This is a genomic window from Mesorhizobium sp. WSM4819, assembly GCF_055811215.1.
Genome location: NZ_JBVVQO010000014.1, coordinates 72,520 through 94,435, shown reverse-complemented (window position 1 = coordinate 94,435; position 21,916 = coordinate 72,520). Strand labels below are relative to the sequence as shown.

General features: G+C 63.5%; 21 protein-coding genes. 11 read left to right on the top strand and 10 right to left on the bottom strand.

Going from position 1 to position 21,916, the window contains the following annotated elements; translation table 11 throughout:
• Positions 1 to 15: 15 nt before the first annotated feature.
• From AC0L18_RS15270 to AC0L18_RS15245, 6 genes are all read right to left on the bottom strand, one after another.
• Positions 16 to 1,050: a phosphotransferase family protein gene (locus AC0L18_RS15270; RefSeq protein WP_473493105.1), complete on the bottom strand. Its 1,035-nt coding sequence runs from the start codon at positions 1,048 to 1,050 to the stop codon at positions 16 to 18.
• 31 nt (positions 1,051 to 1,081) lie between these two features.
• On the bottom strand, positions 1,082 to 2,293 hold the full coding sequence (locus AC0L18_RS15265) for an acyl-CoA dehydrogenase family protein (protein WP_473493104.1): 1,212 nt from the start codon (positions 2,291 to 2,293) through the stop codon (positions 1,082 to 1,084).
• A gap of 300 nt (positions 2,294 to 2,593) precedes the next feature.
• Entirely contained in the window at positions 2,594 to 3,556 is a 963-nt protein-coding gene (gene kce, locus AC0L18_RS15260) for a 3,5-dioxohexanoate:acetyl-CoA acetone transferase (RefSeq protein ID WP_128171861.1), read from the bottom strand.
• Complete coding sequence (locus AC0L18_RS15255) at positions 3,553 to 4,500, bottom strand: 3-hydroxyacyl-CoA dehydrogenase (RefSeq protein ID WP_473493102.1); 948 nt, start codon at positions 4,498 to 4,500, stop codon at positions 3,553 to 3,555. Before AC0L18_RS15255 ends, kce begins: the two co-directional genes overlap by 4 nt.
• Positions 4,501 to 4,511: 11 nt before the next feature.
• Positions 4,512 to 5,318 (bottom strand): SDR family oxidoreductase, encoded by an 807-nt coding sequence (locus AC0L18_RS15250; protein ID WP_473493100.1) that lies wholly within the window; start codon positions 5,316 to 5,318, stop codon positions 4,512 to 4,514.
• Positions 5,319 to 5,468: 150 nt separating this feature from the next.
• Entirely contained in the window at positions 5,469 to 6,140 is a 672-nt protein-coding gene (locus AC0L18_RS15245) for a GntR family transcriptional regulator (RefSeq protein WP_473493099.1), read from the bottom strand.
• A gap of 147 nt (positions 6,141 to 6,287) precedes the next feature.
• Between AC0L18_RS15245 and AC0L18_RS15240 the strand changes: the two genes are divergently transcribed.
• From AC0L18_RS15240 to AC0L18_RS15205, 8 genes are all read left to right on the top strand, one after another.
• Positions 6,288 to 6,875, top strand: a complete 588-nt coding sequence (locus AC0L18_RS15240; RefSeq protein WP_473493098.1) for an amino acid synthesis family protein — start codon at positions 6,288 to 6,290, stop codon at positions 6,873 to 6,875.
• Positions 6,868 to 8,676 carry an alpha/beta fold hydrolase gene (locus tag AC0L18_RS15235; protein WP_473493097.1) on the top strand — a complete coding sequence of 603 codons (1,809 nt, stop codon included), beginning with the start codon at positions 6,868 to 6,870 and terminating at the stop codon, positions 8,674 to 8,676. The genes AC0L18_RS15240 and AC0L18_RS15235 overlap by 8 nt, the downstream gene beginning before the upstream one ends.
• Positions 8,673 to 9,725 (top strand): LLM class flavin-dependent oxidoreductase, encoded by a 1,053-nt coding sequence (locus AC0L18_RS15230; protein ID WP_473493096.1) that lies wholly within the window; start codon positions 8,673 to 8,675, stop codon positions 9,723 to 9,725. Before AC0L18_RS15235 ends, AC0L18_RS15230 begins: the two co-directional genes overlap by 4 nt.
• Positions 9,722 to 11,197, top strand: coding sequence for an aldehyde dehydrogenase (locus AC0L18_RS15225; RefSeq protein WP_473493094.1), 1,476 nt, complete (start codon positions 9,722 to 9,724; stop codon positions 11,195 to 11,197). Before AC0L18_RS15230 ends, AC0L18_RS15225 begins: the two co-directional genes overlap by 4 nt.
• A 57-nt stretch (positions 11,198 to 11,254) precedes the next feature.
• Positions 11,255 to 12,259 carry an ABC transporter substrate-binding protein gene (locus AC0L18_RS15220; protein WP_473493093.1) on the top strand — a complete coding sequence of 335 codons (1,005 nt, stop codon included), beginning with the start codon at positions 11,255 to 11,257 and terminating at the stop codon, positions 12,257 to 12,259.
• Between the two features lie 70 nt (positions 12,260 to 12,329).
• Positions 12,330 to 13,190: an ABC transporter permease gene (locus AC0L18_RS15215; RefSeq protein WP_473493092.1), complete on the top strand. Its 861-nt coding sequence runs from the start codon at positions 12,330 to 12,332 to the stop codon at positions 13,188 to 13,190.
• A gap of 1 nt (position 13,191) precedes the next feature.
• Complete coding sequence (locus tag AC0L18_RS15210) at positions 13,192 to 13,992, top strand: ABC transporter permease (RefSeq protein WP_091597346.1); 801 nt, start codon at positions 13,192 to 13,194, stop codon at positions 13,990 to 13,992.
• Positions 13,989 to 15,065 carry an ABC transporter ATP-binding protein gene (locus AC0L18_RS15205; protein ID WP_473493091.1) on the top strand — a complete coding sequence of 359 codons (1,077 nt, stop codon included), beginning with the start codon at positions 13,989 to 13,991 and terminating at the stop codon, positions 15,063 to 15,065. The genes AC0L18_RS15210 and AC0L18_RS15205 overlap by 4 nt, the downstream gene beginning before the upstream one ends.
• Positions 15,066 to 15,082: 17 nt before the next feature.
• Here AC0L18_RS15205 and AC0L18_RS15200 read toward each other — a convergent pair whose 3' ends face one another.
• The gene (locus tag AC0L18_RS15200; protein ID WP_473493090.1) at positions 15,083 to 15,571 is read right to left on the bottom strand and encodes a cupin domain-containing protein; all 489 of its coding nucleotides are present in this window, start codon (positions 15,569 to 15,571) and stop codon (positions 15,083 to 15,085) included.
• A gap of 224 nt (positions 15,572 to 15,795) precedes the next feature.
• On the opposite strand from AC0L18_RS15200, the gene AC0L18_RS15195 reads away from it, so the two are divergent.
• The 3 genes from AC0L18_RS15195 (at position 15,796) to AC0L18_RS15185 (ending at position 18,844) form a co-directional block, all read left to right on the top strand.
• Positions 15,796 to 16,692 (top strand): arginase family protein, encoded by an 897-nt coding sequence (locus tag AC0L18_RS15195; protein ID WP_473493088.1) that lies wholly within the window; start codon positions 15,796 to 15,798, stop codon positions 16,690 to 16,692.
• Between the two features lie 372 nt (positions 16,693 to 17,064).
• The gene (locus AC0L18_RS15190; protein ID WP_473493086.1) at positions 17,065 to 17,790 is read left to right on the top strand and encodes a LuxR family transcriptional regulator; all 726 of its coding nucleotides are present in this window, start codon (positions 17,065 to 17,067) and stop codon (positions 17,788 to 17,790) included.
• A 154-nt stretch (positions 17,791 to 17,944) separates the two neighbouring features.
• Positions 17,945 to 18,844, top strand: a complete 900-nt coding sequence (locus tag AC0L18_RS15185) for a proline iminopeptidase-family hydrolase (protein WP_473493084.1) — start codon at positions 17,945 to 17,947, stop codon at positions 18,842 to 18,844.
• A 17-nt stretch (positions 18,845 to 18,861) separates the two neighbouring features.
• Here AC0L18_RS15185 and AC0L18_RS15180 read toward each other — a convergent pair whose 3' ends face one another.
• The 3 genes from AC0L18_RS15180 to AC0L18_RS15170 form a co-directional block, all read right to left on the bottom strand.
• A complete protein-coding gene (locus tag AC0L18_RS15180; protein ID WP_473493082.1) occupies positions 18,862 to 19,758 on the bottom strand; it encodes an alpha/beta hydrolase in 897 nt (298 codons plus the stop codon).
• A gap of 12 nt (positions 19,759 to 19,770) precedes the next feature.
• Complete coding sequence (locus AC0L18_RS15175; protein WP_473493081.1) at positions 19,771 to 19,920, bottom strand: hypothetical protein; 150 nt, start codon at positions 19,918 to 19,920, stop codon at positions 19,771 to 19,773.
• A 70-nt stretch (positions 19,921 to 19,990) separates the two neighbouring features.
• Positions 19,991 to 21,910, bottom strand: coding sequence for a CHASE2 domain-containing protein (locus tag AC0L18_RS15170; RefSeq protein WP_473493079.1), 1,920 nt, complete (start codon positions 21,908 to 21,910; stop codon positions 19,991 to 19,993).
• Positions 21,911 to 21,916: the final 6 nt, after the last annotated feature.

Here is a 21,916-nt window from a genome sequence, read left to right as displayed (position 1 = left end):
GCGCGAACGCTCCCCTCAGGAGGAGCCACTCCACGGTCTCGCTCCTTGGATGATCTCTTGAGCACGCGCGGCAAAGCGACCGGCGAGCGGCCACTTGCCGGCCGCATCGGCCGACGCCGCGCTGCCTGCCCGCGCCCGGTCGGCGATGCCGACGAAGATCACAGCGAAACGGAACAGTGAAAAAACCAGGTGGAAGCGTTGCAGGGGCGCAGTGGGCACGGCATGCGTGAAATAATGGTCGAGGAATTCGCGCTGGTTGGGGATGCCGAGGGCAGGATGATCGAGGCCGAGGATGCCGCCATATTCGTCCGAGGTCGAATGCCAGGTCATCGAGCAAAAGCCGAGATCGGCGAGCGGATGGCCGATCGTCGACAGCTCCCAATCGAGAATGCCGATCACCTCCGGCTTGCCGGGATGGAACAGCAGATTTCCGAGGCGGAAGTCGCCATGGGCGATCGACACGCGTCCATCATCCGCGGGCAGATGCTGCGGCAACCAGTCGGCGACCGCATCGAGTGCCGGAATTCTGTCGCTCGGCGATTCCCTGAGCTGCCGGGTCCAGCGGCCGATCTGGCGCTCGAAATAGTTGCCGGGCCGGCCGTAATCGCCGAGACCGACCGCGTCGGGACGGACAGCATGCAGTTTGGCCATCGCTTCGGCCATGCCGAAATAGATGGCGCGTCGCTCAGCGGGTGAAAGGCCAGGCAGCGAACAGTCGTGGAAGACGCGACCATCCAGCCGCTCCATCAGGTAGAACGGCGTGCCGAGCGGCTCGGCGCCGGCGTGAAAGAGCACCGGCCGCGGCACCGGCACGTTGGTCGCTGCGAGCGCTTCAAGCACGCGGAACTCGCGGTCGACGGCATGCGCCCCGCGCAGGATCGGCCCGGCCGGTTTCTTGCGCAGCACCATGCGATGCGCACCATAGTCGACGAAGTAGGTGGGGTTGGACTGCCCGCCGCCGATCCGCTCGAGCGTCATTGCGGCATCGCCGAAGCGGTTCGCGAGAAAGCCCTTCAATGCAGCAGGATCGAAATCCGCATTCAACGGCATCTTTTCCTCCTGAGATGCCACCCGGCGTCCGCTATGCCTCGCCTTCGACGGTCCAGCGCCAGAAGCCCCTCTCCTCGTCGTTGAGGAAACGGTTCAGCACCATCTTGTGGACCTCATCGGCGCCGTCGACCAACCGCGCCTGGCGCGCATAGCGGTAGATCCATTCGAGCACCGTGTCCTTGGAATAGCCCCGCGCGCCGTTGATCTGGATCGCCACATCGGCCGCGTCATGCAGCACATTGGCGACCTGGACCTTGGCCATCGACACATCCTTGCGGGCAAAGCCGCCGCGGTCCAGTTCCCACGCAGCCTTCATCACCAGCAGGCGGCCGATCTCGATGCGCATGGCAAGATCGCCGAGCTTCAGCTGGACGCTTTCGCGGTCGGCGAGGCGCTGGCCGAAACCATGGCGCTCGGCAGCGTAGGCGCGCGCGATCTCAACGCAGCGCTTGGACAATCCAAGCCAGCGCATGCAGTGGGTAAGCCGCGCCGGGCCGAGCCGCACCTGCGTCACCTTCATGCCCCTGCCCTCGCCAACCAGCATGTCTTCGACAGGGATTTCGAGCCCCTCGAATTCCAGCTCGCAATGCCCGCCATGCTCCTCCGGGCCCATGATCTCGATGCGGCGAATGATATGCCAGCCCGGCTGGTCCTTGTGGAACATCAGGGCCGACAGACCGTGGCGCGAGTCGTCCGAGGTTCGCGCGATCAGGATGAAATGGCTGGCCTGCTGCGCGCCGGTGATGAACCATTTGCGGCCGGTCACCACGTATTTGTCGCCGCGCCGCTCCGCACGCGTCATGATCATCGCAGGGTCCGAGCCGCCGCCGGGATGCGGTTCGGTCATGGCAAAGGCCGAGCGTACCTGGCCCTCGACGATCGGCTTCAGCCATTTTTCCTTCTGCGCCAGCGTGCCGAGCGCCTCGAGCACCATCATGTTGCCATCGTCGGGCGCTGCCGAATTGAACACCACGGGCCCGAAGATCGACCGGTTCATCTCCTCATAGCAAACCGCAATATCCATCTTGCCGAGACCGGCGCCGCCGCTTTCCAGCTTGAGCTGCAGGCACCACAGGCCCGCCATACGCGCCTTGGCGCGAAGCGTCTCCAGCAGCGGCAAGGCGATATTTCCATGTGCGTCATAGGACGTCTTGTCGGCCTCGAGCGGCAGGATCTCACGCTCGACGAAGTCGGCAATGCGGACGCGGTAATCTTCGGTGCGGGCGGGAATGTCGAAATTCATGGACAAACTCCCAGCGTTGAAACGAGGTGGCCACATCGATGGACGAGATCGCCGAAAAGCATCGGGTCCATATCTGAAATCGAGCGCGCGCTCGTTTTCCTTATTCGCCTCTATCCTCTTTTGCAGCTGCCGTCATCCGGCGAAGCGTGGTTCCGCCACGCCCTTGATGCCAAGGCCGGTTATCGCAAACAAGCTGCCGCGCAGGACGCCATCGCCGGGGAGGCGCGGTAACGACCACCACGACTTCGATCTTCATGCCGTCCTCCTCTGTTGGCACCGTGCGGCGATAGGCGAGCCGCCTCAGAACGCGACCTTGTCGCCGCCCTTCAGTGACAGGATCTCGCGCGCCTCGTCGGGCGTCGCCACTTCCATGCCAAGCCCCTCGATGATCTTGCGGGCAAGCACCACCTGCTCCGCGTTCGATTTGGCAAGCTTGCCCTTGCCGGCCCACAGACTGTCTTCGAGCCCGACGCGGATGTTGCCGCCAAGGGCTGCCGACTGCGCCGCGATGCGCAACTGGCTGGCGCCGGCACCGAGCACCGACCAGCGGAACTGGTCGCCGAACAGCCGGTCGGCGGTGCGCTTCATATGGGCGACATCTTCGGGATGGGTGCCGATGCCGCCAAGCAGACCGAACACCGACTGCACGAAGAACGGCGGCTTGACCAGCCCGCGATCGGCGAAGTGCGAGAGATTGTAGAGATGGGCGATGTCGTAGCACTCGAACTCGAAGCGCGTGCCGTTGTCGTAGCAGGTCGCAAGGATGTATTCGATGTCCTTGAACGAGTTGCGGAAGACCAGGTCACGCGTCGCTTCCAGATGCGGCTTTTCCCAGTCGAACTTGAAAGTCTCGTATTTGTCGACGAGGTGATAGAGCCCGAAATTGATCGAGCCCATGTTGAGCGAGGCGACCTCTGGCTTGAACTCGGCGGCCGGGCGCACGCGTTCCTCGACCTTCATGTAGGGACTGCCGCCGGTGGTGATGTTGATGGCGGCATTGGTGGCCTGCTTGATGCGCGGCAGGAAGCGGGCGAAGGCCGCCGGCGTCTGGTCGGGCTTGCCGGTCTCGGGGTCGCGGGCATGCAGGTGCAGGATCGCCGCACCTGCCTCCGCCGCCGCGATCGCCTCGGACGCGATCTGGTCCGGCGTGATCGGCAGATAGGGCGACATGGTCGGTGTATGGATCGCCCCTGTCACCGCACAGGTGATGATAATTTTGCCCCTGGTCTGCGTAGCACCGGGCTTGCGGCTTGTTTCCGTCATCTTCCAAACTCCTGATCCGATTTTTTCTTGTGCGCGGCCAGCGCCATCAGCCGGCGGTCGCGCCAAACCTGCCGTTCGCCGAGTTCTTCCCGCGGCAGCCGCTTGCGGCGGTCGGCCTCCACCGTCTCGATGACTTCGCCGGCCCAGTCGACGCGGCGCAGCATCTGCGGAAAAATGTTGGCATAGATCGATTGATAGCGCTCGATATAGTCGCGTACACCGCCCGGCGCATTAAGGTCGATCGTTTCGAACGGACCCATGAACGACCAGCGCAGCGCCAGCCCGTCGCGAATGCCGATATCGACATCCTCGACGCTGGCATAGCCGTCGGCGACAAGTCGAAAAGCCTCCTCCAGCAGCGCGCCCTGCAGGCGGTTCATGATGAAGCCGTCGAGCTCGTGCTTCATCACCAGCGGCGCGTGGCCCGCATCGACGAGGAAGGCGCGGGTCCTTTCGACCGTTTCGGAAGACGTCCATGGCGCCGGCACGACTTCCGCGGCCGGGATGAGGTAGGGCGGATTGATCGGATGCACGACCAGGCAGCGGTGCCGCCCTTGCAGATGGTCGGTGAATTTCGACGGCAGCAACGCTGAGGTGGAACTGGCGATCACCGCTTGCAGACCGGCCATTGCATCGATCTGCGAGAACACCTCGCGCTTCACGTCGAGGTTTTCGGGCGTGTTCTCCTGGATATGGACCGCATCGGCCAGCGCTTCTTCGAGCTCCGCAACGACGGCAATGCGACCAAGCACGACGTCGATTGCCTGCCCCCGCAGCAGATCATTCGCAGCGAGGTCGCCGAGCACGCCGGCGATGTAATCGTGCGCACCTTCGGTCGCGGCCGGCGACTGGTCCCACATCCGCACATCGTGGCCGGCGCGGGCAAAACTGATCGCCCAGGCCCGCCCGATGAACCCGCTGCCGACAATCGCTACTTTCATCATGGTCGGGCTCCTCAAAGGGTTTCGACATTACCGTCGACGCCGAGCGACTGGCCGGAGATGTTGATCGCCGCATCGGACAACAGGAAAGCGACCATCGCGGCGACGTCATAGGGGCTGGTCATGCGTCGCAGCGAGATGTTGTGGAGATAGCGCTCCGTCATCTCCTCGTTCGACACACCGAGCTGTCTGGCCCGGTCGGCGATAACCTTGTCGATGCGTGGTCCCTCGATGATGCCGGGCAGGATGGCGTTGACCCTTATCCCGTGCGGTCCGAGTTCCTTGGCAAGGCTTTGCGTGAAACCGATGACGCCGAACTTGGCCGCCGAATAGGGGGTGCGGAAAGCGTAGCCATGGCGGCCGGCGGCGGACGACATCGAGACGATCGAGCCGCCGCCCGCCGCCTTGATCAGCGGCACGGCACGCCTGGCGCAGAGGAACTGGCCGGTCAGGCAGATGTCGATGCAGCGCCGCCACTCCGCCGGATCGATTTCGTCGACGCCGCCGGTCGGCCCGGCGATGCCGGCATTGTTGATCAGCGCGTCGAGGCCGCCGAGCTTTTCCTTCACCGTCTCGAACAGCCGGTCGACGTCGTCGTCGCGCGAGACATCGGCCTTGACCGCGGCGACCAGGGCGATCCTGTCCGGAGCGGCGGCCAGCGCCTCGTCGGAGACGTCGCAAACGACGATGCGCGCGCCGAGCCGCGACAGCGTTTCTGCAATGGCCAGGCCGATGCCGCCGGCGCCTGCCGTCACCAGCACGCGCTGCCCGTTCAGCCCGGTCAGAAAATCATCCGCCGATGTCGGCGCCCCTTTGCTCATCGTGTATCCCTTCTCATTGCAGCCGCCGTTCGAGCAGCGCCATGACAGCGCCCAGAGCGACCAAGCCGTACAATATTGCCCCTGAAATTGTGACGAAAGCACTGCCCTCTGCGAGGGCGACGGACGATTCCGTAATGTGAAATTTCTGCTTCAGCTGTTGTGAAGGGTCTGTTGCGCAATTCGCCAGGCCTGCTCCACATGCCGCCGGGCCGCGGCTTCGGCGGCATCGCCGTTGCGCGACTTGATCGCGTTCATGATGTCGGTCATTTCGGCAATTGCGGCATCGCGGCGATTCTCCGAAGCGATGGTCATGGAACGCAGCTGGTTGATGCGGACGTTCAGACCCTGGACGATCTCCCAGGCGATGCGCTTGTCGGCGGCATCGAAAAGCACCTCGTAGAATTTTGTGGTCGCCCGCATCACCTCGATCGGATTGGCTGATGCCCACGCCTTGAGCAGCACATCGAACGCGCGCTCAAGCGCGGCGATCTGGCCCTCAGTCGCCGTCAGCGCGCAGGAGCGCGCCGCGATGCCCTCCATCAGGGCGCGCAGTTCATAAATCTCGTCGGTGCGGCTGAGATCCGGCCTGGCCACCGCGGGTCCGTGGCCAGGTATCATCTGGACGAGGCCCTCGGTCTCCAACTGCCGCAGAACTTCGCGCACTACCGAGCGGCTGACGCCGAGCTGGTCGCAAAGCGGCCGCTCGACCAACCGTTCGCCAGGCTGGAAATGAAACCCCATGATCGCATCGCGCATGCGCTCCAGCGCCAGCGTTCTCAGCGTCTTGGCGGATCGTTCGATCCTCAGTGTGTCGTCGGCCAATTCATCACCTCCCAGGCATCCGCAACAAACAGATTCGACGATCCGTTGACAAGCGATTTGGTCTTCAATAGTATGGTATACCATAAGACAACGAGGCAAAAGCGGAACTTTTCCGAATGCCTCGCCGACCCGACCACCGAGGACTCGATGAAGCCGGCCATTCGAAAGATCGTCACCTATGTCGAGAACACGCTGATCGAAGGCGGCAAGACGGCCCCCCGGCCGCTGCGGCTGATCGGCGTGGCGGCAGTGCTCGACAATCCCTGGGCCGGACGCGGTTTCACTGACGATCTTTCTCCCGAGATCCGCGCCTATGCGCCGGTTCTGGGGGAGATGCTGACCCATGAAATCCTCACAGTCGCCGGATCCGGCGAAGCGATCGAAGGCTACGGCAAGGCCGCAATCTGCGGCACGTCGGGCGAGATCGAGCATGCCTCGGCGCTCATCCACACGCTGCATTTCGGCAACCACTATCGGCGTGCCGTCGGCGCCAAGACCTATCTTGCCTTCACCAACCTGCGCGGCGGGCCGAACACGCCGATCATGATCCCGCTCATGGACAAGAACGATGAAGGCCGACGTTCGCACTACCTGACGGTGCACTTCCAGATCGGCGACGCGCCGGCGCCGGACGAGTTGGTGGTGGCGCTTGGCGCCTCGATCGGCGGACGACCGCATCATCGCATCGGCGACCGCTACCAGGATCTCAAGGAGGTCGGCGACCTGCATGGTTGAGCTGACGGACCGTGGCTGGCATCGCGGAACGGCGCCTGACGGCACCGGTTTCATCCGTGCCGGATCCGGCGCGCCGGTCCTTCTCATCCACGGTGTCGGCATGAACGCGGCGATCTGGGCACCCCAGATCGAGCTGATGAAAAACAGATGGGATGTGATCGCAATCGACATCCTGGGACACGGCCAGTCGCCGTTGCCGCCCGAGGACGCCAGCCTTGCCGATTATGCCGGACAGGCAATTCGGCTTCTCGATCACCTTGGCCTGGATGCCGTCTCGATCGTTGGCCATTCGATGGGGGCGCTGGTCGGGCAGGAAATCGCTCTCAATGCACCCGAACGGGTTCGCAGCCTCGTCTCGCTCAATGCGGTTTTTCGCCGCCCGGCGGAGCTTGCGCAGGCAGTGCGCGAGCGCGCCGCCGAACTGAATGGCGCGGAAAACCCGTCGGGGACGGACGCAACGATCGCGCGCTGGTTCGGCAACCCGGTCCCCGACAGCCTGGCCGAGGCGGCAAGGATGACGCGCGTGGCACTGCAAAGCGTCAACTCCGAGGGCTATGCGCGCACCTATCGACTTTTCGCCCATGCCGATGCGGCGCATGGCGATCGTCTTTCCGGTCTCGCAATGCCGGCCCTGTTCATGACCGGCTCGCAGGACAGGAATTCCTCGCCTGCGATGTCGGCAGCGATGGCCCGCCTCGCGTCGCGCGGTCGCTGTGTCGTTCTGGAGGGCGAGCGACACATGATGGCCATAGCCTCGCCTGACGTGGTCACGCGGCGCATTGCCGATTTTCTAGAGAGCAACGACGGCGCAAGCATATCGGCGCGACCGGCAATGGACACAGCCTTCGACGCGGGCGAATTCAGGCGGGCGCTCGGTTCCTTCCTGACCGGCGTTACCATCGTCACCGCGATCGGGCCGGAAGGAGAACCTCGAGGCTTCACCGCCAATTCGTTTACATCCGTTTCGCTCGATCCGCCGCTTGTGCTGGTCTGCATCGCCAAGAAGGCGCTGGGTCATCCGGTGTTTTCGACCTCGAAGTGCTTTGCCGTCAACGTGCTCTCGGAGGAACAGCGAGCCGCATCCGGCGTCTTCGCTTCGAAATCGCAGGACAAGTTCTCGGCTGTCGAGTGGCGCTTCGGCCCGACCGGCAGCCCGCTGCTCGCTGGATCGGTGGCTACGTTTGACTGTGACATGGAGCAGTTGGTCGACGCCGGCGACCATTCGATCCTCATCGGCCGCGTTCGCGAATTCTCCCACAATTCATCGCAGCCCCTCGGCTATTGCCGTGGCGCCTATGTCTCGCCCGGCCTCACCCAGGAAGCACTGGCGGCCGCGCCACCCGACATGGAGGTCGGCGCCATCCTCGAAGATGAAGGCCGCGTGCTGTTCCTCGAAACCGCCGACGGCTTTTTCGAACTGCCGGCGGGCCGAGGGCTCGGGCCACCCGGCGACACGCGAAGCCTCAGGGGACGCCTCGCCGCGAAAGCCATCGAGGCTCATCTCGGATTCCTGTTTGCGGTCTGGGACGACGCCGCAAGCCCATCGCGAACGCATGTCTACTACCGCGGCACGGTAGCCGCGCCCCACTCCAGCGATCGCCAGGTCCGGCTCGTCGACATCGACAGGATTGCCGGACTGAACATCGCCGACGCTGCCGTGCGCTCGATGCTCGCCCGCTATGTTCGCGAATGTCGGGAGGATGCGTTTGGAGTCTATGTCGGCAACGAGGTCGAAGGTGAAGTCCGTCCGCTCGCCAAGCCGGTAGCAATCAACACTTCCAGTCCGGGTCAACAGATATGAAGTTCTCGCTCTTCGTCCATATGGAACGCTCGGACCCGGCAAAGCCGCATGCCGACCTCATCGATGAGCTTGAGGAACTGGTCGTGATGGCCGAGGCGGCAGGCTTCGAGACGGGCTGGATCGGCGAACACCACGGCATGGAGTTCACCATCTCGCCAAACCCGTTCATCAACATCGCCTATCTCGGCGCCAGGACGAAGCGCATCCGGCTCGGCACAGGAACCGTCATCGCGCCGTTCTGGCATCCGATCAAGCTCGCCGGCGAGGCAGCCATGACCGATGTCGTCACCGGCGGCCGGCTCGACATCGGCATCGCCCGCGGCGCCTACAGCTACGAGTACCAACGCCTGTTCCCTGGGCTCGACGCCTGGGGCGCGGGCCAGCGCATGCGCGAGATCATCCCGGCCATCAAGGGCCTCTGGGAAGGCGATTTCGAGATGTCCGGCGAATTCTGGTCGTTTCCCTCGACCACCTCGTCGCCCAAGCCGGTGCAAAAGCCGCACCCGCCGATCTGGGTGGCGGCGCGCGATCCGAACTCGCACGACTTCGCCGTCTCCAACGGCTGCAACGTCCAGGTGACGCCGCTCGCCTCCGGCGACGACGAAGTAACCAGCCTGATGGAGCGCTTCAACGCGGCGTGCGCGGCGCATCCTGACATGGCCCGCCCCGAGATCATGCTGCTGATGCACACATTCGTTGCCGAAGACGCCGCCGATGCGGAGCAACTGACGAGGGACCTGTCGCTGTTCTACTGCCAGTTCGGCGCGTGGTTCCAGAACAAGAAGCCGGTTCGCCAAGGCATATTGGAAGCGCTCTCCGACGACGAGATCGCAGCCATGCCGCAATATGCGCCGGACAAAATCCGACAGAACCTGGTCATCGGCGAAGCCGAAGAGGTGATCACCCGGCTTAAGGCATATGAGGCGCTCGGCTATGACCAGTACTCGATCTGGATCGACAGCGGTCTACCGCACGAGCGCAAGAAGAAGTCGCTGCAGCTGTTCGTCGACAAGGTGATGCCGGCCTTCGGGCATGGGAGGCCGCAATGACCCTTGTGGCCTTCAGCAACTTCATAGATGGGGCGTTCGATACGCCGACAGCCACCTTCGAAAGCATCGATCCATCAACCGGAGCGCCCTGGGCGACGATGCCCGCCGCAACCGAGGCCGATGTCGACCGCGCCGTCGAGGCGGCGCACCGGACGCTGCACTCGGCCGCATGGGCCTCGCTGACGGCGACGGCGCGCGGCAAGCTGCTGGTGCGCCTCGGCCACCTGGTCGTCGCCAATGCCGGCCGCCTGGCCGAACTGGAAACGCGCGACACCGGCAAGATCATCCGCGAGACCCGCGCCCAGATCGCCTATGTCGGCGACTATTATCGCTACTATGGCGGGCTTGCCGACAAGCATGAAGGCTCGCATGTGCCGATCGACAAGGCCGATATGGACGTCACCATCCGACGCGAGCCGATCGGCGTCGTCGCTGCCGTCGTGCCGTGGAATTCGCAGCTCTTCCTTTCGGCCGTCAAACTCGGCCCGGCGCTGGCCGCCGGCTGCACGGTCGTCCTGAAAGCCTCGGAGGATGGTCCAGCGCCGCTGCTGGCCTTCGCCGAACTCGTTCATGGGGCCGGATTTCCCGCCGGAAGCGTCAACATACTGACCGGGTTCGGACACGATTGCGGCCGGTGCCTGACAAGTCATCCGCTGGTTTCACGCGTCGCCTTCACCGGCGGGCCTTCGACCGCTCGCGCTATCGTCCGCAACACGGCGGAAAATCTCGCCTATACGACGCTGGAGCTGGGCGGGAAAAGTCCGGTTGTCGTTTTCGCCGACGCCGACTTGGACAGCGCGGCCAACGCGGTGGTGGCCGGGATTTTCGCAGCGTCTGGACAAAGCTGCGTCGCCGGCTCCCGGCTGCTTGTCGAGCGTTCGATAAAGGCCGAGTTCCTGGACAGGCTGAAGCACAAGGCCGAGGCCATCAAAATTGGTGATCCGCAGGATCCAGCCACCGAAATGGGACCGCTGGCAACGCCACGTCAGCGGGAATGGATCGAGAAGATCGTTGCCGAGAGCCTCGCCAATGGCGGGACGTTGGTCACCGGCGGAAAAAGGCCCGACAATCATCCGTACGGCTTCTACTACGCACCGACCATCATCGATGCCGAGGATTCAGCGCTGCCCTGCGTGCGCGAGGAATTGTTCGGTCCGGTGCTCAGCGTTCTCACCTTCGACACGGAAGCCGAAGCCCTGGCGCTTGCCAACGATACGCCGTTCGGCCTCGCTTCGGGCGTGTTCACCACCAATCTCGCCAAGGCGCACCGCATGGCGCGCGACATCCATGCCGGCATCGTCTGGGTCAACACATACCGCGCCGTTTCGCCGCTCGTGCCGTTCGGCGGCTATGGTCAGTCGGGGTTCGGCCGCGAGGGCGGGCTCGACGCCATCCGCGACTACACGCGCTCGAAGTCGGTGTGGATACGCGTATCCGACGAGCCGATCCCGGATCCGTTCGTCATGCGATGAGGCAGCGTCAACGCGCAATTTCACAAAACAAGAAAGCAACCAACAGAGGAGAATGAGATGAAACTGATTTTGACCGGCATTTTGGCCGCACTCCTGGCAGCCACTGCCGCACACGCCGATGAAATGGTGTTCACCAGCTGGGGCGGAACCACCCAGGAGGCGCAGACCAAATCCTGGGCTGCTCCGTTCGAAGCGGGTTCTGGGATCAAGGTCCTGCAGGACGGCCCGACCGACTACGGCAAGCTGAAGGCCATGGTGGAAGGCGGCAGCGTCGCCTGGGACGTCGTCGATGTCGAAATGGATTTCGCCATCAAGGCGGCCAAGGACGGCCTGCTCGAGCCGATCGATTTCAACGTCGTGGCGAAGGCCGATCTCGATCCTCGCTTCACCACCGAGCATGCGGTCGGCAGCTTCTACTACTCCTTCGTTCTAGCCTGGAACAAAGGCGCGGTGCCGGGCGAACCGGCGGGCTGGGCCGACATGTTCGACCTGACGAAATTTCCCGGCAAGCGCACTTTTTACAAATGGTCGGCGCCGGGCGTCATCGAAATCGCGCTGCTGGCCGACGGCGTGCCGGCGGACAAGCTCTATCCGCTCGACCTCGACCGGGCGTTCAAGAAACTCGACACGATCAAATCGGAAATCGTCTGGTGGGACAGCGGCGCCCAGTCGCAACAGCTGATCGCTTCCGGTGAAGCAGCGTTCGGGCAGCTCTGGAACGGGCGTGTCTTCGCCCTCGAGCAGGACGGCGCCGACGTCGGCGTATCCTGGAAACAGAACATGACCGCCGCCGACGTGCTCGTCATCCCCAAGGGGTCGAAGAACAAGGCGAGCGCCATGAAATTCCTGGCCGCTGCGACAAGCCCGAAAAGCCAGGCGATGTTTGCTGAAGCAAGCGGCTACGCCCCCATCAACACGGCAGCCAAGGCCGAAATGCCGGCCGATGTCGTCAAGTCGCTGCCGGACGCCTATGTCGACGGGCAGATCAACCTCGACATGAACTACTGGGCTGAAAACCGCGATAAGATCGCCGAGCGCTGGTACGCCTGGCAGGCCAAATAGCCGCCGACCTCACCCATGAACCGGCGGGGCGTCGCTAGGGCGTCCCGCCTGAGCTGCCGGGATCATCGCCATGTCGGGCAATTTTCTTCATCGACAGCCAATCCTCCGAAGGCCCGACGGTATCGGCGGCGCCCTACCAGCGCTAACTCTTATCGCCCTGTTCTTCGTGGTGCCGGTTGTTGCGCTGCTGTTGAGCAGCGTGACCGAACCCGTGCCGGGCCTGCAGAACTACGCCACCCTGTTTGGCGACGGCACCTATGCGCGGGTCTTCTTCAACACATTTCTGGTCGCCACCGTCGTCACCGCCGTAACCGTGATCGTGGCGTTTCCAGTCGCCTGGATGCTGGCGATCATGCCGCCTGCCCTCGGCTCGATCGTCTTCGGCATCATCATCCTGTCGATGTGGACCAATCTGCTCACCCGCACCTATGCCTGGATGGTGCTGCTCCAACGCACCGGCGTCATCAATCGGACGCTGATGGATATCGGCCTGATCAGCGAGCCGCTGCCGCTGATCAACAACCTGACCGGCGTCACCATCGGCATGGTCTACATCATGCTGCCCTTCATGATACTGCCACTGGTCGGAACGCTGCGCGCCATCGATCCGATGACGCTGCGCGCCGCCGCGCTGTGCGGCGCCAGCCCCTTCGACGCCTTCCGCCGCATCCTGCTGCCCTTGTCGCTTCCCGGCATCGCTGCAGGCGGCCTGATGGTTTTCGTCATGTCGCTCGGCTATTTCGTGACACCAACGCTGCTCGGCGGCACCTCCAACATGATGCTCGCCGCAATGATCGCCCAGATGATCCAGTCCTTGCTCAACTGGGGGCTCGGAAGCGCGGCGGCTTTCATCCTGCTTTTGGTGACCATGGCGCTCTACGCGCTGCAGCTGCGCCTCGTCGGCGCCAAGCGCATGACAGGAGGCATCTGAGATGCTGCTCGACTACGACCGGCTGGGCTGGCTGCGCGCAGCACTTCTGGGTTTCACCGGCCTGGTTGCCGCGTTTCTGCTGCTGCCGGTGGTTTTCATCGTGCTTTTGTCGTTCGGGTCGTCGCGGTGGCTGGCTTTTCCGCCACCAAGCTGGACACTGAAATGGTATGAGGAGCTCTTCGCCGATCCGGCCTGGCTCGAAGCGGCGCTGACCAGCGCGCGCATTGCCACCATGGCCGCGATTCTTGCCGTCGTCATCGGGCTGCTGGCTTCTTTCGCGCTGGTCAGGGGACAGTTTCGCGGGCGCAATACGCTTCGCGGCCTGCTGCTGACGCCAATGGTGCTGCCGGTTGTCGTCTTCGCCATCGCCATCTATGCATTCTTCCTGCGGATCGGGCTCGGCGGCACCACGGCAGGCTTCGTCATCGCTCACACGGTCCTGGCACTGCCCTTCGCCATCATTCCGATCACTGCGGCACTCGAAGGTTTTGACAAATCCATCGAGGATGCGGCGATCGTCTGCGGCGCAAGCCCATTCGAAGCAAAACTCCGGGTGACCTTGCCGGCGATCAAGATCGGGATCTTCTCGGCGGCGATCTTCGCCTTTCTCGCCTCATGGGACGAGGTGGTGGTCGCGATCTTCATGGCCAGCCCCACCTTGCAGACCTTGCCGGTCAAGATCTGGGGCAGCCTGCGCCAGGATCTTAGCCCGGTCATCGCAGCGGCCTCCAGCCTTCTCGTTCTTCTGACGCTGAGCCTGATGATCGTAACCGCACTCATTCGGCGGAAATTGTCGAAATGACCGAACCGTTCCTCTCCATTCGCGACCTGCGCAAGGCGTTCGGCAGCTTCGTCGCCGTGCACGATGTCACCATCGACATACCCAAGGGCGAGTTCCTGACCTTTCTCGGCCCTTCCGGTTCTGGCAAATCGACGACGCTTTATGCGATCGCCGGCTTTCAGCACCCGACATCCGGCGACGTTCTTCTCGAAGGCAGGTCGCTGCTGTCGGTGCCGTCGCACAAGCGCAATATCGGCATGGTGTTCCAGCGCTACACGCTGTTCCAGCATCTCACCGTCGCCGAGAACGTTGCCTTTCCGTTGCGCGTGCGCCGCCGTCCGGACGCAGAGGTGAACCGAAAAGTCGCCGAGATGCTGTCGCTGGTACGGCTCGAGAGTTTCGGCGGCCGATATCCTGGCGCGCTTTCCGGCGGACAGCAGCAGCGCGTGGCGCTTGCCAGGGCGCTGGCCTACGATCCGCCGATCCTCCTGATGGACGAGCCGCTTTCGGCGCTCGACAAAAAGCTGCGCGAGGAGATCCAGGCCGAGATACGGCGCATCCACCGCGAAACCGGCGTAACGATCCTTTACGTCACCCACGATCAGGACGAGGCCCTGCATCTTTCGGATCGCATCGCCCTGTTTCGGGACGGGCGCATCGAGCAGATCGGCACCGGTGAGGACCTCTATCTGAGACCTGCGAGCGAATTTGTAGCCAGTTTTATCGGAAATTCCAATTTCCTGCCGGCCGAGCATCTTGAAACCGTCGACGGTGCCGCCACGATCCGCCTCGCCGATGGCTCGGTCGTCTCCGGCGTGAGGATCGATCAGGAGTTCAGCCAAGGCCAGAAAACCCGGCTGATGGTGCGGCCGGAAGCTTTTCGGCTGAGACCCGGCCCGGCCACTGCCGGGCTTGCGGTCGAATTCATCGACACCGCCTTCTTCGGCGAGCGGCGGCGCGTCATCGCGCGCACGGCCGCCGGCCAGGAGATCGACGTCAGGCCGACATCCGACATGGCGCAACCACAGGAAGGCATCGCCTCGAGCAGACAGATTTTTTTCGATCCCGCCGCCGCATTTCTGTTTCCCGCCTGACAGACGACCGTTTGACCTCAGCGCGGCGGATCAGCCGGCGCCTCGATGGTCACGCCGTATTTGGCGGCGATGGCCACGACCTTTGCCATCTCCGGCGTGCCGGCGGCGGTCGCGGCGTCCATTTCCGCGAACATCTGATCAAGGCCGCAACTCGGCGCGCAGAAGACGAGCACGCGAGCTGGCTTGTCGGCGTCATTGCGGATGGCATGGCGCCGGCCGCGTGCGCCGAAGAAGAAACCGCCGGCCGCAACGCGACGGGGCGCGGAGTCGCCCTCGAATTCGATGACGAGTTCGCCGCTCAGCACATAGAAGCCTTCATCCTCTCGGGCATGGATGTGCGGTGGCGTTGCCGCGCCCGGCGGAACCATGGACTCCCAGAGCGAGAAGGACCCGGCGGTCTCGGCACCGGTGGCTTTGTAGATATGGGTGATACCCAAAACGTTGAGCGTCGAGCCGGCCGCCGGCTCGCGCACGAACGCTTCGGCCGCTGCAGCTTTTGCATTCATCGTCGATCTCCTTCGTGGTTCGGGTCGCTCACCAGAAGATAGGCCTTGCCGGCAAAATCGGCGAGGTACGAGTGGCCGTGGGCAGCAATTTTCGCAGCAGCAATGCGGAGATGCTGCGGTTGCCGCGCCCGACGGCATCGGCTGGGCGGCGGCTTGAAATTTCCTCGGTCTCGCCCACGTACTGAAGCTACGCCGGCTTTCACCCGCGATAGCTGGAGCATCCGATGCCGAGCCGCCCCTATGCCATCCTTGAAGCGCCGTCCTCGCTGGGTCTGGCGACCGACGGCGTTGAAGCCTTGCCCGGTCGGCTGCTGGAACTGGGCCTCGCCGAACGCATCCATGCGCGCCGCGCCGGGCGGCTGGCCGTCCCGCCGAAAGACCCGAAGCCCGACCCTGCCACCCTGACGCTGAATGCCAAGGCGATCGCGGCGTGGTCACCCAAGCTCGCCGACGCCGTGGAGGAGGTGCTGCACGCCCGCGAATTCCCGGTGGTGCTGGGCGGCGACTGTACGATCCTGCTGGGTCCGATGCTGGCGCTGCGCCGGCGCGGCCGCTACGGCCTGTTCTTCATCGACGGCCACGCCGATTTCTTCCAGCCGGAAGCGGAGCCCAACAGCGAAGGCGCGTCGATGGAGCTGGCCTTCGTCACCGGCTACGGGCCGGCGCTGCTGACCGACCTGGAGGGCCGCCGCCCGTTGGTTCGTTCCGAGGACACTGTCGTCTTCGCGTATCGCGACCACGAGGACCAGGCCGAATACGGCAGCCAGCCTTTGCCAGCCGAGTTCATGGCCTACGATCTGCACGCCATCCGCCGCCTGGGCGTCGAAGCCGCCGCCCGGGCCGCCGTTGGCCACCTGACGCGGGCGGAACTCGACGGCTTCTTCATCCATCTCGACGCCGACTGTCTCGACGATGCGATCATGCCGGCGGTCGATTTCCGCGTGCCGGGCGGGCTGTCGTGGGACGAACTGTCGGCGGCGCTCCGCGTCATCCTGGCGAGCGGCAAGGCGGTTGGGCTCGAGGTCACCATCTACAATCCGCGCCTCGACAAGGACGGCAGCGCCGGCCGTGGCCTTGCTGATGTCGTGGCCGCCGCGCTCGGCACAGCCGCGCCCGATTGAGCGGACGGGAGCACTCTTGACCGTTGGGGCTTCGACTTCGCTGCCACACGCAACCACCTCTCCGAGCGAGAATCCCGCGCCTTATCCGCCCCCTGGATGATGGCAGGCAACCAGGCGACCGTCGCCCGTGCTCCGCAGCAGCGGACGTTCGTTGCGGTCGCGGGTGGTCTCCGCACCTTCGCCCAATCGCAAAAGACTACGACCAGCGAAGCCGAGCAGGATAGCTATTAAGATAGATAGGTCGGAGAGGCCAGCCTTAAGCCTATTTATTGGGCACGCGGGTGACATGGCTATTTGACAAGCAATGGCCGGCGGGTAAGCTTGTCGCATGCAGGGCTGTTCAGGCGATCCAGAGAGCCGGTTCCGAACGGAATGAGCATCGACGCCGCCATGGCGGTGGCGACCGATGTGCTGGAGCCCGTCGGTTTCACCTCATTCATCTATGACTATACGCCCGTGCCGGTCAGCCATAAGGGCGACCTGATCACCCCGTCGCTGATGGCTCTGCACAACGTGCCGCGCGACATGCAGGATCTCTGGTGCAAAGGCGGCTATTATCAGCTTGACCCGGTGCAGGAAGCCGCGCTCGCCGTATCTAGGCCGTTCCTCTGGTCGCACAAGGGCGTTCAGAGCACCGTCATGCAGCATGTGCTTCGGTCCAGGCATGATCCGGTGATCAGCTATCTGCTCGATACCAGGATGACCTGCGGCGTCACCGTGCCCATCCGTCTTGCCGGTGGGGATCTGGCCACCTTCACTGCGATCCGCGCCGATCCAGAGCCAGGGTTCGAGGCCGAAGCAAGGCAGTTAATCGCCGAAATCGGCGATCTGGGCCATCTCTTGCACGACTCCGTCTACGCCGGTTTCGATGCCGGCATCCGCACCTGCCCATACGTCCACCTGACGTCGCGCGAGCGCCAGTGCCTGCGCCTCGCCGCCGCCGGACTGACGGCCAAGCAGGTCGCGCGCGAGATTGGCCGCGCGGTGCCGACCGCAACGCTGCATCTCAACGCGGCGACACGCAAGCTTGGCGCGCGCAACCGCTTCCACGCCATCGCGCTGGCTGCCCACTACCGGCTGCTCGAGCCGGAGCATTGAGGCGCTCCGCCTGAGGGCTCCTCCCGCCAGGGCAAACCTATAAATAGTGCTAGCTGTAAATGCGCCGGGCCGCTTAGTACCGTCGGCCGCAAACAAGGCTTGAGAGGGTCCGTCACTTTGGTTCCTGCCGCGCCATGACCCGGAGCTTGGAACTGTGACGGCACATGCGACCACCGAAGGATTTAGCGACTACAGCGGCTACCGCACCTGGTATCGCGTGATCGGAGATCTCAACTCGGGCAAGCTGCCATTGGTCATCGCTCACGGCGGGCCGGGCTGCACCCACGACTATGTCGATTCATTCAGGGAGCTTGCCGATACCGGGCGGGCCGTCATCCACTACGATCAGATCGGCAACGGCAAGTCGACGCATCTGCCCGACAAGGGCGGCGACTTCTGGACCGTCGATTTCTTTTTGGGCGAACTCGATGCGCTGCTCGCTCACATCGGCATTGCCGAGCGTTACGCCCTGCTCGGCCAGTCCTGGGGCGGCATACTTTCGGCCGAACATGCCGTGCGACGCCCTGCAGGGCTCAAGGCATTGATCCTGGCCAATTCGCTGGCCTCAATGGCGCTATGGGTGGAAGGCGCGCTGCAATTGCGGGCCGGGCTGCCGGCCGATGTGCAACTCGCGCTTGACCGGCACGAGGCAGCCGGGACCACCGATCACCCGGATTATGTTGCGGCAACCAAAGCCTTCTATGACCGCCACGTCTGCCGTGTCCTTCCAACGCCGCGGGAGGTCGCCCGGACATTTGCGGCAATCGACGCGGATCCGACGGTTTATCACACCATGAACGGACCCAATGAATTCCACGTCATCGGCACGATGCGGAACTGGACCATCGTCGAGCGCCTGCATCTGATCGAGGCGCCGACGCTGGCGTTCCGCGGATTTTACGACGAAGCGACCGAAGCCTGCGTCCAGCCCTTTCTCGATCATATTCCCGACGTCGAAGGCATGGTCTTCCCAAATTCCAGCCATATGCCGCATGTCGAGGAGAAGGACGACTGCCTCGTCGCCGTCGGACGCTTTGTCGCCAAATACGATTGAGGCCTGCCCGCAACAGGCTATCCTTGTGCAAGCTTGTCGGTGCGGGGCCTGGCCATTGTTGATGCGTTCCGTCGCTCCTTGAGCGCCTGGGCCAGGAAATCCTTGACCGCATCGAGAACCGCGTCGCGTTCGTGGGATATGCCTGGCAGCAAATCGAAGCGCACGCGCGCACCCGCTTCCTCGAACGATCGACACAACGTCCTGAGGCGTTCCGGCCGCGTTCGCCCGGTATCGTTCGCACCCGGCATCCAATGGCTGCTGCCTTGGACATGCGTGATTTCCCAGGTCTCCAGATCGGCATCGCCGACGATCATCTGGACACGCACTTTTGCCAGCGCCGCGGCGTCGAAGCTGATGCCGAACTTCTCCGGCAGGTCACGAATGCCCACCCACCAGTTCCGCCCGGCATCGAGCAAGGTCACCGAGCCCGGCGCACCGATCGAAGCAGCCCATAGCCTGTCGGGATGGAGGATGGCGAAGCGATGGGTGAAATGCCCGCCGCCGGAAAATCCGAACATGGCGAAGCGGGTCCAGTCCTGATGATATTTTGCAACGACTTCCTCGACTATGGCGAGCAGCACCTGATCGTAGCGGATATCGCCCTCGATCATGTATTTGTACCCGCTGCGGGCGTCATCGCCGAGAACGCCGATTGGGAACAGCGGGCACAAGATAGCGCAGTCGTTCCAGCGTCCGAACTCGGCGAACGCGTCGCGAAAACCCAGGAACGAGGTGCGGCCGGTGCCATGGACGGCGACCAGCAGATCGACTTTGGCGCCTTCCCCAACGGCGGGCGGCACATACAGACAATAATGGAAGCGTGGGTCCGATTTGGAAGCAAAGATGGCGGTCGCGCCAAGATCGTATGTAGCGCGGCCGCGATCCGCAACGGACCCCGTGGTGATGTTCGTCAAGTCTACACCTCCTCAGACAGTGTTGGCATTCATGGCCAGCGTATACTGGTCGGCCCGTGTCGTGAACCGGAAGGTCGTTTCGGGCAGGCAGCCACGATGAGGACCTCGCATCGGAATCAGGGCGACGTCGTTGAAGACGATCTCGCTAAGTTCCGAGAGCATCTTTTCGCGCTTGGCATCGCTTCCGCTCGCCGGCTGCCAATGACATAGCGAGTTGAACTGGTGCCAAGCGTCACACTGCCTCGGCAGATTGCGACGAGGGCTGTATCTCCGGAACGGTGAAAACCGGCACCTCACCCTTGAAGCCTTGGAGTTCGAAGGCACCCGCCTGGACAACCGGCATCGACGCTCCTTGCGCAAATCCGGGACCAAGCACCAGGGGGATGCTCAGCTTTTTGGTCGTTGACTCGAGCCGTGCCGTGCGGTTCACCGGCGAGCCGATCGCGGTGTAATCGAAGCGCCGTTCGGAGCCGAAATTCCCTACGGAGCAGATGCCAGTCTCGATGGCGACGCCGATTTCGATAGGGGGGTGCCCGCGCGCGGTGAACGCGGCGTTTTCGCGCTTCACCCGTTCGATCAGGGCGAGCCCGGCTTCGAGCGCGCGCTCACGATGATCTGGCTGATCAAGCGGCGCGTTCCAGAAAGCTAGCACGGCATCGCCCATGAACTTATCGATGGTCCCGTCGCGCTTGAGTATCTCATCGGTCGCAAGGCCGAGGAAGTGATTGACCACCTTTCCGATTTCTTGGGCATCGAGTTGTTCGCTCATCGCCGTGAAGCCGCGTATGTCACTCAGCAGGATTGTGATCTCGCGCTTCTCTCCGGACAGGATCGCTTCGGTATCCGAATTTGCCAGGCGCTGCACCACAGAGGGCGACAGATATTGGGAAAACTGCCGCGCCAGGGTGGACCGGCGCTGCTCGCTGCGCCTGTAGAGGGCATAGCCTTCGAAGCCAGCTACGAGGATCGTCGCAAGCGCCGGCTGCAGTGGGTCATAGAGCGCACCCTGCAGGCTGTATTCGAGAGCGCCAAACACGAAGGGAATGGCAGCTAGGAGCCCCAGAGCGAATGCGCCAATCACGACCCGCTCGGCGAGCACTCCAGAAAGCCCGATGAAAACGATACCACTAAGGACAAACCAGAGCCGCTCGAGCATCCGCGCTTGCGCAGGCTCTACAAGAATTCGCCCGGCAAGCATCTGGCCGATTGCATCTGCGTGGATGTCGACGCCTGGTCGCGCCGAACGCGCCGGGGTAGGCAGATACTGCGTCAATCCCACGGCTGACAGATCAACAATGGCGATGGCGTTCCGCAGCAGCGGATCGCCGCGACCCGAAAGGATATTAGTGGCAGATATGCGCGGCGTGTTGGTGTCGGTTTCCCAAAGGCGGATGCTGCCCTGCGGCTCAAGTGGCACAATGGTCCCGGCCATCCTGAGCGCGTCAAACCCGGCGACATTCATCCGAGCTACGTAGCCGTTCTCTCCGGCGTAGAGGCGCAGGAGTTCGAGCGCGAACGACGGCCAGAGTTGCACGCCTTGAGCCGTATTTCGGAGCCAGAGCAGCGGCACATGGCGTAGTACGCCGTCGGGATCGGGCAAAGTGCGAATTACGCCGAGGCCTGCAGCGGCGCTCGAGAAATCAGGAAGGGAGCCTGTCAGACCGGTGAAGCCAGGAAGCGTCTCGGGTACCTGCCCGACGATCGACCAGCCGGCTTTGGGCTCTGCTTCTGAAACCGTCACCTCGTTGCCCAGGCTGACGGCGAGCGCCGTTCGATTTTTCGCCAGTGCGCTGGCGAGGCGCTTGTCTCCAGCGATGCCATCAGGAGAGATATCAGCCTCGGGCAGCACCAGCGCAAGCCCGATCACCGCGGCACCGGACTCGGCGACACCATCGACCAGATCGGCCAAAAGGCCACGGTTCCAAGGCCATCGCCCATATGCCTTAAGGCTCGCGTCGTCTATCGAGACAATGACAACAGGATTGCTCGTCGCCTGGCGCGGGGCGAGGGACTGGTAGAGGTCGTACGTGCGCTCGCGCAGGCGCGACAGCGGCCCGTCGAAAGCAAAATGGCAAGCGAGCAGCAAGAGTACGACCGCAAGACCAGGTATTTTCCGCCTGGCAGCCCGCCGCCAATCAAGCGAGGGGCTCATGCCGCT